Here is a 13264-nt window from a genome sequence, read left to right on the forward strand (position 1 = left end):
CCCTGTCCCTTGCATTATAATGAACATACAAGTTTCATTGATGCGCATGTCGGTCGATACATGAACAAGGTAGGGGGAATGCTTGGTGAAACGGCTGCTTCGTCCGCTTGGAATCGGTCATCTGCGAAGCGTGTGGATGACGATGCTGATTTCCAATCTGGTTCTGCTGCTCATCCCGGTCTCGATGGGAGCCTTCTTGTACACCAAAGTCGAAGCAAGTTTGGAAAGCGGTGCCAACCGTTCCAATCAAGCGATGCTGGAGCAGCTCAAGCTGTCCCTGGACAGCAAATTAAGCGAAGTGCAAAAGCTGGCGCAGCAGATCATTTTCGATCCGAAGCTGGAGTATTTGCTTAAACTGGACCAGGATGCAGGCGGTCCCGACCGGTACCAGTTCATCGAATTTATGCGGAACACCATGTCAAGACAGGGGTGCCTGACGAACTTTATCCTGGATTACTATGTCTATTTCCGCAACAGCGATCTGGTGCTGAGGCCCGGGCTTCTCACCGATTCGCACAAATTTTACGATATGTATTACAGCTATCAGGGCATGAGTTACGACCGCTGGCGGGAAAGCATGCTCACAAGCTTCCATACGATGGATTACCTTCCATCGGCCACGCTGCTCCGGACCGCCGAGTATGATCCGATGCAGAGTATCGAGAAAACGCCGCTGAACGTCATCACCTTCGCCCAGTCGCTTCCGGGGCGGGACCGGCGCGATATTACGGGGACCTTCGTCATTCTGATCGACGAAAGTCAGATTAAGGAAATGTTTGCCCAGATTGAATCCGCGAGCGACAGCTCGATCTACATCGTGAATTCGGACGGCCGCACGATCATGGCGACGGACCGCCAGCCGCTGCCGGGCGAATTGTTGTCCCGGATCACCGGGACCGGCGGGTTGTTCAACCAAACGATTAATGGCGATCAGAAAATGGTATCGTATACCTCATCGGAAAAAGAAGGATGGAAATACGTTCTCGTTACGCCGAAAAGCGTCTTTATGCAGCAGATCATTCTGATCAAGCAGTGGGCGCTGATCCTGTTCGCCCTTTGTCTGGCCGTGGGACTGACCGCAGCCTTCATCTTCGCTTACCGAAATTACAGTCCGCTGCGTAAAACGGTCAATGCCATTCTCAGGGGCAGTGAATGGAGCGGAAGGCCGAAGGTCAACGAATACGAGCTGATCCTGCAGTCCATTGAAGGCTCCCTGCATACCGAAAAAAATTTACGCAGCCTGCTCGCCCAGCAGACGCCCGTCATCCGCTCCAACTTCCTGCTGCGCCTGCTCCGGGGGCAGATGGATGTCGACGCGTCCCGGGAAGGCGGCCAGTCGCTGCGGTTTATGGATATTACGTTCGTCAGTGACGATTTCTCGGTCATGGTCGTCCAATTGGACAGCATCGCAAGGTTCAACGCGGAGCCGAGCGAGGAGCAGTGGGCGCTTGCCCGTTTTATCGTATCCAATATTGGCACGGATCTGATCGAGTATCCGCACAAGGCGTTTGCCGTTGAGCTGGACCGGGACCGGGTAGCGATCGTGTGCAACTTTGCCGCGGAACAGGCCGAGGGTGGCGAGAAGGTGACCCGTGAGCTGGCCACAGCGCTCAAAGGCATGATCGAGGAACGCTTCAAGATCGATGTTACCGTAGCGGTGGGCCTGCCTCACAGCGGTGCGAAGAGCATCAGCGAGAGCTATGCGGAAGCGGCGTCTGCCCTGGAATTCCGGATTGTTAAGGGCGGCGGGACGATCATCTTTTTTCAGGACATTACGGATGTGCACTCCCATTATTACTACCCGGTCGATATTGAGGTACAGCTGATTAATTTCGTAAGGAGCGGTGACGCCGACCATGCCCTGCAGCTGCTGGACACGATTTACGCGATGAATTTCGAGTCGGGCAGCATCACGCCGGAATACGGGAAATGCCTGTTCTTTAACATCACCAGTACATATTTAAAAATTATGAACGCCACGGGCATGGACCAGAATGACATTCTCGGACCCGATATCGATCTGGTGAAGGACATCTTCTCCTATGAAACGGCCGAAGGAATGCACAAACGGATGAAGCGGCTGTATGAAATTTTGGCGGAGAGCATGGTTGCGGACAAGAGCGGCCATAGCGCCCAGCTTCTGCAGGACATGGATCAGTTCGTGGATGAGCATTTCACCGATTCGAACATGGGGCTTGGCATGGTGGCGGATCACTTCGACATGACGCCGCAGTATGTCTCGACCTTTTACAAAAAACAGAGCGGGATCAATCTCAGCGACCATATCGCAAAGAAACGGATTGAGCTTGCCAAACGCCATATGGCTGACAAGGAATTCACAAACGCCCAAATCGCGCAATTGGTCGGGTATACGAGCGACGTTGTCTTTATCCGGGCTTTTAAAAAGATCGAGGGCGTCACGCCGGGGAAATACCGGGAGCTGATGATGTCGTGCGTCTCGGATGAGACCGGGTGAGCTGCAAGAAAAGGCAGGGGAACAGCCTCTGCCTTTTTTTCGTTTTTCTCCATCATTGGTGGAAAAGCCCGGAAAAGCTGGTTGACATTCTTCTCCATCCCTGAATATAATGTGCTTAACAAGTTTATATATGAATATATGCTCATATTATATTCGTGATTGGATCGGAGGCATTTAGATGACTGAAGCCGTCTCTAAGGTGAAGCGCGAGCTGCTGCTCGAAGGCTTGGATTGTGCAAACTGTGCCATGAAGATCGAGGATGGAGTCCGGAAGATGGACGGGATTTCTTCCTGCTCAGTAAATTTCGTCAAGCAGACGCTGACTTTTGAATCCTCAGAAGATCAAGGCCAGCTGATATCGGAGATTACGAAGAAAGTCAAAAAATTAGAGCCGCATGTCAGCGTGCGTGAGCTGGTTCCGAAAGCGGCAGGAAATCATCCGCAAAGGTCCCGCGGCCATCATCATGATGGGTACGCGCATGATCACGGTCATTCCCACGAAGGTCATGACCACGGAGCGGGCGGTCATTCGCATGATCATGCCCACGGCCATGATCACGGTCATTCGCATGATCACGGCAGTTCCGGCATCCGTGTCATGTCGATCCGCCTGGCTGCAGGGGCGGTGATCACGGCAGCCGCGATGCTGCTGCCGGTCACGGGGTGGGCCGAGCTCGCCATGTTTCTGGTGGCCTATCTCATTACCGGAGGAGACATCGTTCTGCAGGCGCTCCGCAACATCCTTAGGGGCCAGGTGTTTGACGAGTACTTCCTGATGTCGGTTGCGACGATTGGGGCGTTCTGCGTAGGACAGTATCCCGAAGGGGTTGCCGTCATGCTCTTCTACCAGATCGGCGAAATGTTCCAGGGCATCGCGGTTAACCGTTCGCGCAAATCCATCAGCGCCATGATGGATCTCCGGCCGGATTATGCGAACCTGAAGACAGGGGACGGAACGAAACAGGTGACGCCGGAGGAAGTCCAGGTCGGCGATTTGATCATCGTCAAACCGGGAGAGAAGATCCCGCTCGACGGCAAAGTGACCGAGGGACGGTCGATGGCGGACACTTCGGCGCTGACCGGCGAGTCCGTGCCGCGTGAGCTGGAAGCGGGCGATGAGGTGCTGAGCGGATTCATCAACAAAAATGGCGTCCTTACGATCGAGGTGACCAAGATTTATGGGGAGTCCACCGCGGCCAAAATTTTGGACCTCGTCCAAAACGCCAGCAGCAACAAAGCCCCTACCGAGAACTTCATCACGAAATTCGCCCGTTTGTATACGCCGGTCGTCGTTATCGTCGCCCTGCTTCTTGCGCTCGTACCCCCGCTCGTGGTGAGCGGCGCGACGTTCTCCGACTGGATCTACCGGGCGCTGATCTTTCTCGTCATTTCGTGTCCCTGCGCGCTGGTCGTATCGATTCCGCTCGGATTTTTTGGAGGGATCGGGGCCGCTTCGAAGGCGGGCATCCTGGTCAAAGGGAGCAATTACCTGGAAGCCTTGAATGATGTGAAGTACGTCGTGTTCGACAAGACCGGCACGCTGACCAAAGGGACGTTCCGGGTGACCGAAACCCGCCCGACCCACGACGGAATCAGCCCTGAACAGCTGCTGGAATTTGCAGCCTTCGCCGAACTTCATTCGAGCCATCCCATTGCCGAATCGATCAGGGAAGCCTACGGGAAAGAAATAGATGCGTCACGCATACAGGACTACAATGAAGCTGCGGGACACGGTGTTCACGTGAAATTGGACGGCGTGGAAGTATTGGCCGGCAACGCAAAGCTGCTCAAGGAGGAAGGCATTGCGGCTCAGCAGCCGGATGCGCCGGGCACCGTCGTATATGTGGCCGTGAACGGAGAATACGCCGGTTATCTGCTCATCTCGGACGAGGTGAAGGAAGATGCTGCGCAGGCGGTCGGCGCGCTTCAGCAGCGGGGCAAACAGACGGTTATGCTGACAGGCGATGCACGCCCGGTGGCGGAGAAGGTCGGGAAGCTGCTTGGCGTCAACGAGGTGCATGCCGAGCTTCTTCCACAGGATAAGGTAGAGCATATGGAACGGCTGAGCCGGTTGAAGCAGCCCAAGGAAAAAATCGCTTTTGTCGGGGACGGCATGAACGATACGCCGGTGCTGGCGAGAGCCGACGTGGGGATCGCGATGGGCGGCCTGGGATCGGACGCTGCCATCGAGGCGGCGGATATCGTCATTATGACCGATGAGCCGTCCAAGATCGTCACCGCGCTTGGCATTGCGGGGCGTACGCGCCAAATCGTATGGCAGAACATCGTTTTTGCGCTGGCAGTCAAAGGGATCTTCCTGCTGCTTGGAGCCTTTGGCATCGCAACGATGTGGGAAGCCGTCTTCTCCGATGTCGGCGTCACTCTGCTGGCCGTCTTAAATGCGATGCGGGTGCTGAAGCTGAAATAATGAAACAATTCCAAAGCTGTGGTGTACAAAATAACGGGCGGTCCGCTGCATGCGGTGCCGCCCGCTGCCGTTCGAGGAGCTCCTGCTAGTCCCCCGATATTCTTGTCACTTCTCCATAACGCTGCAGCCTACGCTCCACCTGTTTGGAGACCGCTTCCAGCGAACCTGGAATGTAGATATTTGAACCGCCGTTTCGCTGTTCTAACGCCTGAAGGGTTTCCCTTGGAATGAAAAACCGCTTTACAAAAAGGAGGGAGCCCTCTTTTTCCTGCAAAAGGTGGAGCATAGAGGAGGAGAATGGCTTCTGATCCAAGGGGAGCATGATCACGGCTCGGTTATGTTTGCCGGACATCTGTGCCGTATAAGCATCCACCGCTCCCGCCAGAGCTTCTGGCGCCGCGGCCTGAATTCGCTCGGTGCGGAGGCCCAGTCTGCGGAGCTGATCGATAACCCGCTGATGTATGTCGCCCGCAGCAATCACCTGCACTCCGCTTTGCGAAGCAAGACCGGAAGGACGAAGCCGGACAAGCTCGATTAGGGTGGCCTCCGGTGTTACATATCTGCCTGTAAACAGCATGGTTCCGTTCTTTGCAAAAAGCAGAAGACGGCTTGCCGCAAGTGCGCCTGGTTTATCCTGGGGATCGGCCAGAATGACGACGTCCGGGCTGTTATTCATGCTTCCGTCTAGCCATTGGGTCCTGGAAAACTGCACCGCGGCTTGTACGGGATCCTTTGCCAGCAGCATTGCCGATAAAAGGGACGGATCCAAGGAAGGGTCCTGCCCGGTTTGGCCGTCGCTCCCGTTAACAACCTTAGGTTGTTGAATAGAATCAGGGCCGAAGAACGTATCGGCACGTTCTGCATCAGCCACTCCTGCAGGCCATACAAAGCTCCATCCGGTATATAAGGCTACCGAGAGAAAGAGAAAAACGGATAGCAGGCTTCTGTTCATTCTGTTCATATGGAGCTGCCTCCTGATCAATGGATTACTTGTTATCAGCATTGACCTTTATTGGAGCCGGCAACCCTTGGTTTCTTCTCAGGAAAAAATGAGGGGGGGGGGGGGGGGCGGATGGTTCGGTTGGCCGCGAAAGCAAAAAAAGAAAAGACCCTTCCGCCAAAGGCAGAGGGTCTTGGGTTAATAATATTTATCCATGCTGGGTATGCTGCAGCGTCTGAAGGAAAATCTGTTCGATGTGCGTATCGTCAAGCGAGTAATAGGCCGTTTTGCCTTCCTTGCGGCGTTTGACGATCCGCAAATTGCGCAAATACCTCAGCTGGTGGGACACCGCGGATTGGCCCATGCCGAGCAGGGTGGTCAGGTCATGCACGCACAGTTCTCTTTGCAGCAGCGCGTCGATCAGCTTGACCCGCGTGGGATCACTAAAGGCTTTAAACCAATCGGCGACCTGCGAGGCAGCTTGATCATCGATCAGCGCTTCTTTGATTTTGCCCAATTCATTGTCTGAGCCCGTGCAGGTTGCGTCGCATTCCTGGGACGGATGGATGGACTGTTCCATGGCAATCACCTTTCTGTGAAAATCCGGAATAAAGGTTAGATACCTGTATTATATCAAAACGGCACCTTAAACGGAATAATTACTGTTAAGAAAATGTCCATGCCCCCGCCAGTACTCGGATCTGACATGATCAGGCACCGTGACTGGCTGCGAAGTCATCCGTATTTATATATCCGGCAGGCGGCATGGTATACTATGTAAAATGGACAACAATCAAAGGGGAGATACATGATGATGGGCAGTAAGGCAAGGCTGTCTGTGCTCGGAATCGTCCTGGGAGGGCTGCTGGTATCCGGCTGCTCGGATAAGGGCGGCCCGGATTCGGCGGAGCAGACGATGCAGCACGATCACGGCGCACACCAGCAGATGGCCGCAAACGGCGATCTACAGGAGACGACCGGCGGGAAGGAGCAGCTTCCTTCGTTTCTGCAGCCGGCGAACGATACCGTCAGAACGGCCTATATGGCGGCAGCCGGGGTAAAGGAAGTGCTCAGCCAAATTCCATGTTACTGCGGATGCGGGGAAAGTGCAGGCCACAAAAGCAATTTGAACTGCTTTATAAAAGAAGTCAACCCGGACGGAAGCGTGGTATGGGACGATCACGGCACCCGCTGCGGCGTGTGCGTCGAGACGGCGCTTACGGCAGCTTCGCTGGTCAAAGAGGGCAAAAGCGTGAAAGAGATCCGCAGCATCATCGACCAGACGTATTCCAACGGGAAATACGCGGCGCCGACGCCAACGCCGGAAGTATAGCGGGGATAGGGATCTGCATTCCGGCAGCGCCGGATCCGGACCATCATACCAAAATACGGGCAACATATGTGCTGAATGCCGAATGGGAGCCCGAACGTGCCTAGGTATAATCGCCACCCGTTGACAGGCGCGCGAGTGAGCATGACAAAAAACAGTCCCGGCCAATTTATTCGGCCGGGACTGTTTTTTAATGAGGCTGTGATTCATCCGTAGAACTGCGGACATCACTTGCTTCCCGCTGCATTTCCGGCGTCCAGGACCAGTCGCTGATCTGCGCGGCATCCGTCACGTGATGCACTTTGCTGGCACCGATGATGGCGGCTGTGACCGCGGGCTGATTAAGCACCCACGACAGTGCGTATTGGGAAAGGTTGACTTCGTAATGACCGGCAAGCACCGCGTATTTTTTGACAAGCTCATAATTCCGCTCGGTAAAATACTGCTGCAGCGGCTTTTCCCCGCTGGCGGCACGGCTCTCCGGCGGAGCATCCCCTGGCGCTTTGTACTTGCCGGAGAGCATTCCGCGGGCCATCGGACTGTATACCATTACGCCGACGTCCTCCGAGGTGCAGAACGGCAGAAGTTCCTGTTCGATTTCCCGGGAGAGCAGGTTGTACTGCGGCTGCACGGAAATGAACTTTTCGAGGTTCATCCGCTCGCTGATCGCATGCGCTTTGGCAATCTGCCAGGCGGCATAATTGGAGCAGCCGATGTACCTTACTTTTCCCTGGCGAACAAGGTCGTCCAGAGCCCGCAGCGTTTCTTCCAGCGGCGTGTGCGGGTCGAAAATATGTACCTGGTACAGGTCGATGTAATCCGTCTGAAGGCGCTGCAGCGACTTATCGACTTCGCGCAAAATATGGGTCCGCGACAGGCCGCTGTCATTTTTCCCGAACCCCGACCGGATGCCCACTTTCGTCGCCAGAACGACCTGATCCCGTCTGCCCTTCAGGGCACGGCCGATAATGTCCTCGCTTTCGCCTGTTCCGTGCGGAACGTCGGCATCCTGCCCCTTGCCGTAATAGTTGGCGGTGTCGATAAAATTAATTCCCTGATCGATCGCATGATCCAGGATCCGCACCGGCGCTTCGTCATCGATCCATCTTCCAAAAGCCATCGTGCCCAGGCAAAGATTAGATACTTCCAAGCCTGTGCCGCCCAATCTGCGGTACTTCATGACATGTCAGCCTCCCATCTTGATTTGGTATCAGGGATTATAATAGCACAGCAGGACAGGGTCAACGCAAGGCGATAAAGGAATCCGATTGTAAGCGGAAACAAAATGCTTGAAATTGCTATGTGGCTGCGGTACGTTTGTAACGAAAGGGGTGTGAAACCATGGAAAATACAAGCCTGCAATTACCAAGAAGCAGACCGGAAGCGCTGGGCATTCCCGGGGCGGCCATCCTTGATTTTCTGGACGAGGTACAGGCCAAGGGCATTGAGCTGCACAGCTTTATGCTCCTTCGCCGCGGACAGGTGGCTGCGGAAGGCTGGTGGGGGCCTTATGCCCCGGAGCTGCCGCACATGCTGTTTTCGCTGAGCAAGAGCTTTACTTCCACAGCCATCGGCCTCGCGGTGCACGAGGGTCTGCTGTCTTTGGAAGACAAGGTCGTTACGTTCTTCCCGGACGACTTGCCGGAGGAAGTCAGCCCGAATTTGGCTGCCATGAACATCCGGCATCTGCTGATGATGGGCACGGGGAATGACCAGGATACGATGGGGGCCATTGACCGCTGCACGGACGGGAATTGGGCCAAGGCCTTTCTCGCGGCTCCGGTGGAGCATACGCCCGGCACCCATTTTGTGTACAACACGGGTGCAACCTATATGCTGTCGGCCATTCTGCAATCCGTGACCGGGCAGACGCTGCTTCAATTTTTGCAGAAGCGGCTGTTTGAGCCGCTGGGCATTCACAACCCCACTTGGGAGTCCTGTCCGCGGGGAATCAACACTGGAGGTTTCGGACTGAGCATCACGACGGAAGACATCGCCAAGTTCGGCCAGCTGTTTTTGCAGCGAGGGGCATGGAACGGCAGTCAGCTGATTCCGGAAGCGTGGGTAGAGGAGGCGACCTCGAAGCAGATCTCCAACGGAGACGGCGGGGAAAGCGACTGGGCGCAGGGATACGGCTACCAATTCTGGAGATGCCGGCACGGCGCCTACCGCGGAGACGGAGCCTTCGGCCAGTTCTGCATCGTCATGCCGGAGCAGGAGGCGGTGCTTGCTGTCACGAGCGGAACGAACCAGATGCAGGAAGTGATGAACGCCGTCTGGGAGCGTCTGCTGCCAGCGATGGCCGGAGAGGAGCTCCCGCTGAACGAAGAAACGCAGGACCGATTGCAGGAACGGATCCGCAGCCTGCAGCTTGCTCCGCTCGCGTACAGCATTCAACCGGAATTAGAATCCGCCGTCAGCGGCAAAAACTATGTGCTGGACGACAACGACATGAACTGGAGCCGGATTTCGGTCCGTTTCGAGGCCGATCAGGCGGTGGTTGACCTGTATGAGACCGGCGGGAAGCATTTTGCATTGCCTTTGGGACGCGGGAAATGGCTGGAAGGCACGTCTGATCTGATCATGCCCCGCGAGACCGCAAATGTGTCAAGCTTTACATGGAAGTCCCCGGATACGCTGGAGCTGAGCATCCGCTTCATTGAAACACCGTTCCATATTACGACGGGCATCCGGTTTGAACCGGAAGACTCCGTCGTGCTGGATCATCGGATCAATGTATCCTTTGGTCCCAATGAGGCTCCGCCCATTACCGGGAGAGCGTGAAGCCCGCGTAGTAACCGTACAAATGTTACGCCTATGAACACATTTTGAAATCAGGCATGCTCCTCTTCGAAGGGCATGCCTTTTTGCTGTGGCGCGATCCGGTAAGCGGCCGGGGGAATGCCGGCGGCAGCCGAGAACATCCTGGTAAAATAGTGAACGGAGCCGAATCCCGTTAGGTCGGCGATTTCCTTGACGGAGCGGTCCGTCTCGCGCAGAAGGTACGCCGCTAGCCGGATCCTTTCCTGGCGGACGTATGCCGTGAAGGTCATTTTGAGCTCCTTCTGGAACAAACGGGCCAGATGTCTTCCCGATATATGAAAATACCGCGCCACATCTTCCAGCTTTAGCGGCGACTCCAGGTTATCACGGATGAATTGGAGCGCCTGCCTCAGTGAAGCGGAGCGGGGCGGAGGCAGCGTCGGCTTGTGCTGCTGGCGGTCCGGCGTAAAGGTTTGCGGCAGCGCAGCCACAAGCACAAGTACCAGCCGGTCCAGCGGAAATCGGGCGGTATCCAGTTCGGCGGCCGCTTGCATAATCGCTTTCCAGAGCAGGACGGCCGGGCTGTTTTCAGCTCCGTGAAGAATATAGCAGTCCGACTGCGCCAGCCGTGCAAATTGACCGTTCCAGGGCGCTGAGGTGCGCCCGGCATCCACATCGAAGGCGAGCCATATGAGCTGCATCCCTGTGCTTTCAATACGGTGCATGCGGTAGGGATTGGAAATGAACAGCGTTCCTTTTGCTAACGGATGGATCCGGCCTTCATCCACATACGTTCCTTCACCGCCCGCGACATAACACATTTCAAAAAAAGAATGCTTATGCTCTAAGTTGCTCCGGTGCTCCGCAAGGGCTCCCCAATAATGTATGCGGATGCATAAATCCTCTTCGGTTAGCTCTCCGACGGTTGAATGCAGTTTAGACAGGGCGGCTCCCCAGACGAGATGATCCATTTCAAGTCCTCCTCATCCATTCGTGTCCGAATCCGACAAAAACAGGTTCCAATCCGGCAAAGACGTCAGGTGTCCGTTATCCCTATAATGAAGGCGTATTCACGATTTGTCATTCAAATGTTACGGGAGGGAACGGAAAGATGATTAGCAGAGAAGACGTCGAATTTTATAACGAAAACGGTTATTTGCTCGTCCGCGGCGTGTTCAGCGCAGAGGAAGTCAAGGATATGCAGTATGCGGTGGAGCGTACGATTGCCAAGGCGGCTGCGGCCAAGCAGGACGCCAACCATACTTGGCAGGGCGATTACATTCCCCAGGACGAATTGAAGAAGCTGGTGCTCAAAGGCTTTCACGATCTGCAGTTTCACGACGCAAGCTTCACCCGTGCCGTAGCGCATCCGCGTATGACGGGCGTTCTGACGCAGCTGATCGGTCCCAACGTCCAGCTCCATCATACCAAAATGCTGGTCAAGCCGCCGGAGCAGGGCGCCGCTTTTCCGATGCACCAGGATTATCCGTATTTCCCTCATGATCGCCATACGATGCTTGCCGCCAGTGTTCATCTCGACGATGCGGATATGGAAAACGGCTGCCTGTGCGTCGTGCCCGGATCCCATAAGCAGGGACCGCTTCCCCATGTAGGCAGGTACTACCTCGATCACCGCGATTACCCGGTGAGCATGGGCACACCATGCCCGGCAAGCGCAGGCGATGTGCTGTTCTTCAACTACCTGACGATTCACGGGTCCGACCGCAACAAGAGCAGCCGGCCGCGCAGAAACGTCCTGTTCCAATACCGCGATCCTGCCGATCCGCCTAGCCGGGAGACTCATATCGATTGGGGCATGGGCATGATGGTCGCGGGGGAGGACCCGCAGTACCGTCAATATCATGCCAAGCTGGAGCTGAATGTGTAAGCTCACTCCGATTTCGAAAAGGCATGGATTCAAAAAAAGGCTGCCGCATTGCGGTCGTCTTTTTTTGCGTTATTGCGACATTTTTGCAAAACCCCGCTATACAAAATCCGCTATTCAATATAACATATATAATATATCAAATTAAGGAATCAGACGAATAGACCATTTTTTTAGTCAGGATGAATGTTGCGAACCCATGTTCCAGCCGATAATATATATAACAAAATCTCAAATTAAAGTATGGTGATCCTGTTGAATGTTACCGCACGGACCCCGCTGTATCAAAAAATACAGCAGTACATCCGGGAACTGATCGAATCGGAAGGCCTGAAGTCCGGTGATCGTATCCCGACGGAGAAGGAACTCATGGACCGCTTTGATGTAAGCAAAATTACGGTTGTGAAAGCGCTGACCGGCCTCGCGAACGAAAACGTCATCAGCCGGGTCCCCGGAAAAGGCAGCTTTGTCAGCGAGCCGGCGGCCGCGGAAGAAGCTGAGGTACCGCGTCCGGTCTTTGGCCGGGCTCCGGAAGAGGCGAAGCAGAAAACGGGGCTCATCGGGCTTGTGATGCCTTCGATTTACGATTATTTTGCCGTCCGGCTGATCGACGGTGTCCGCAGAGGGCTCAGCAGCAAGGGATACCGGACCATGATTCTGCTGTCCGAGGGGGATTTGGAGCACGAAAAGGAAGCGATCAAAACCTTGAAACAGATCGGTGCGGAAGGAATTCTGGTGTTCCCGGTGGACGAGGAGCATTACAACGACGAAATTTTGAACCTGAAGTTCTCCGGCTTTCCTTTTGTCTTGATCGACCGGTTTCTGCCGGGTGTCGAAACCAATTACATCGCGGCCGACGGGCGGCTGGGGACGCGGCTTGCCGTAGAGCATTTGTGGGAGCTGGGCCACCGTGAAATCGCCATTTGCTCCGATTCTCCGCTGCAGACCGTCACCGTCCAGGAGCGCATCGAAGGCTACATGGACGCCTTGAAGGATAAGGGCGCGCTGATCAACCCGGCCCATATCATTACGGGCTTTCGGATTCATGCTTCGGATGAGCCGGAGAAGCACCCGCTGTACCGGTATATCCGCAGCGGTCTGGCGACCGCCTACATCACGCTGAACGGCAAGCTTGGCGTACAGATCCAGCAGATGGCGAAGAGAAACGGGCTGTCCATCCCAGGCGACCTCTCGATCGTCAGCTTCGACGACCCGACCTCCGTTGTGGAAGAGCTCAGCGTTTTTACGCATATCAAGCAGTTTGAGTATGAAATGGGCCTACGCGCGGCGGAAACGCTGGTGGACATCATTGGGGAGGGGACGGACCGGAGCGGAGGCTACACGAAGACGTTGCTCGTTCCCGAGCTGGTTGTCGGACAGACAACCGGGCCTGTGAAACCGCGTTAATTTTCCATCGGAAGAAGCGATGCAGTATAGAAAAA

General features: G+C 55.2%; 10 protein-coding genes. 6 read left to right on the forward strand and 4 right to left on the reverse strand.

The window, feature by feature from the left end:
* Positions 1 to 85 precede the first annotated feature (85 nt).
* Both GCU45_RS29975 and GCU45_RS29980 read left to right on the forward strand, forming a co-directional pair.
* Positions 86 to 2476: a helix-turn-helix domain-containing protein gene (locus GCU45_RS29975; RefSeq protein ID WP_244364726.1), complete on the forward strand. Its 2391-nt coding sequence runs from the start codon at positions 86 to 88 to the stop codon at positions 2474 to 2476.
* 178 nt (positions 2477 to 2654) lie between these two features.
* The gene (locus GCU45_RS29980; protein ID WP_152403495.1) at positions 2655 to 4904 is read left to right on the forward strand and encodes a heavy metal translocating P-type ATPase; all 2250 of its coding nucleotides are present in this window, start codon (positions 2655 to 2657) and stop codon (positions 4902 to 4904) included.
* 85 nt (positions 4905 to 4989) lie between these two features.
* Here the strand turns inward: GCU45_RS29980 and GCU45_RS29985 are convergent, their stop codons facing one another.
* Entirely contained in the window at positions 4990 to 5865 is an 876-nt protein-coding gene (locus tag GCU45_RS29985) for a hypothetical protein (RefSeq protein ID WP_152403497.1), read from the reverse strand.
* Positions 5866 to 6052: 187 nt separating this feature from the next.
* Positions 6053 to 6424, reverse strand: coding sequence for an ArsR/SmtB family transcription factor (locus GCU45_RS29990; RefSeq protein ID WP_076167400.1), 372 nt, complete (start codon positions 6422 to 6424; stop codon positions 6053 to 6055).
* 228 nt (positions 6425 to 6652) lie between these two features.
* Between GCU45_RS29990 and GCU45_RS29995 the strand changes: the two genes are divergently transcribed.
* Positions 6653 to 7177: a PCYCGC domain-containing protein gene (locus tag GCU45_RS29995; protein WP_244364727.1), complete on the forward strand. Its 525-nt coding sequence runs from the start codon at positions 6653 to 6655 to the stop codon at positions 7175 to 7177.
* Between the two features lie 187 nt (positions 7178 to 7364).
* On the opposite strand, the gene GCU45_RS30000 is transcribed toward GCU45_RS29995, so the two are convergent.
* Positions 7365 to 8354, reverse strand: coding sequence for an aldo/keto reductase (locus tag GCU45_RS30000; protein ID WP_152403499.1), 990 nt, complete (start codon positions 8352 to 8354; stop codon positions 7365 to 7367).
* 161 nt (positions 8355 to 8515) lie between these two features.
* Here GCU45_RS30000 and GCU45_RS30005 point away from each other — a divergent pair, with 161 nt between their 5' ends.
* On the forward strand, positions 8516 to 9958 hold the full coding sequence (locus GCU45_RS30005; RefSeq protein WP_152403501.1) for a serine hydrolase domain-containing protein: 1443 nt from the start codon (positions 8516 to 8518) through the stop codon (positions 9956 to 9958).
* A 50-nt stretch (positions 9959 to 10008) separates the two neighbouring features.
* On the opposite strand, the gene GCU45_RS30010 is transcribed toward GCU45_RS30005, so the two are convergent.
* Positions 10009 to 10908 (reverse strand): AraC family transcriptional regulator, encoded by a 900-nt coding sequence (locus tag GCU45_RS30010; protein ID WP_152403503.1) that lies wholly within the window; start codon positions 10906 to 10908, stop codon positions 10009 to 10011.
* A 140-nt stretch (positions 10909 to 11048) separates the two neighbouring features.
* Here GCU45_RS30010 and GCU45_RS30015 point away from each other — a divergent pair, with 140 nt between their 5' ends.
* Entirely contained in the window at positions 11049 to 11825 is a 777-nt protein-coding gene (locus GCU45_RS30015) for a phytanoyl-CoA dioxygenase family protein (protein WP_105443422.1), read from the forward strand.
* A gap of 240 nt (positions 11826 to 12065) precedes the next feature.
* Positions 12066 to 13229 (forward strand): GntR family transcriptional regulator, encoded by a 1164-nt coding sequence (locus GCU45_RS30020; protein WP_425281318.1) that lies wholly within the window; start codon positions 12066 to 12068, stop codon positions 13227 to 13229.
* Positions 13230 to 13264: the final 35 nt, after the last annotated feature.

Source organism: Paenibacillus cellulositrophicus, assembly GCF_009363095.1.
GTDB lineage: Bacteria > Bacillota > Bacilli > Paenibacillales > Paenibacillaceae > Paenibacillus_AQ > Paenibacillus_AQ favisporus.

Bases quoted from the DNA above. Each gene is read 5' to 3' on its own strand.
- GCU45_RS29980 (WP_152403495.1), top strand. From the start codon at position 2,655: ATGACTGAAGCCGTCTCTAAGGTGAAGCGCGAGCTGCTGCTCGAAGGC.
- GCU45_RS29995 (WP_244364727.1), top strand. From the start codon at position 6,653: ATGATGATGGGCAGTAAGGCAAGGCTGTCTGTGCTCGGAATCGTCCTG.
- GCU45_RS30005 (WP_152403501.1), top strand. From the start codon at position 8,516: ATGGAAAATACAAGCCTGCAATTACCAAGAAGCAGACCGGAAGCGCTG.
- GCU45_RS30015 (WP_105443422.1), top strand. From the start codon at position 11,049: ATGATTAGCAGAGAAGACGTCGAATTTTATAACGAAAACGGTTATTTG.
- GCU45_RS30010 (WP_152403503.1), bottom strand. From the start codon at position 10,908: ATGGATCATCTCGTCTGGGGAGCCGCCCTGTCTAAACTGCATTCAACC.
- GCU45_RS29985 (WP_152403497.1), bottom strand. From the start codon at position 5,865: ATGAACAGAATGAACAGAAGCCTGCTATCCGTTTTTCTCTTTCTCTCG.
- GCU45_RS30000 (WP_152403499.1), bottom strand. From the start codon at position 8,354: ATGAAGTACCGCAGATTGGGCGGCACAGGCTTGGAAGTATCTAATCTT.
- GCU45_RS29990 (WP_076167400.1), bottom strand. From the start codon at position 6,424: ATGGAACAGTCCATCCATCCGTCCCAGGAATGCGACGCAACCTGCACG.
- GCU45_RS30020 (WP_425281318.1), top strand. From the start codon at position 12,066: ATGGTGATCCTGTTGAATGTTACCGCACGGACCCCGCTGTATCAAAAA.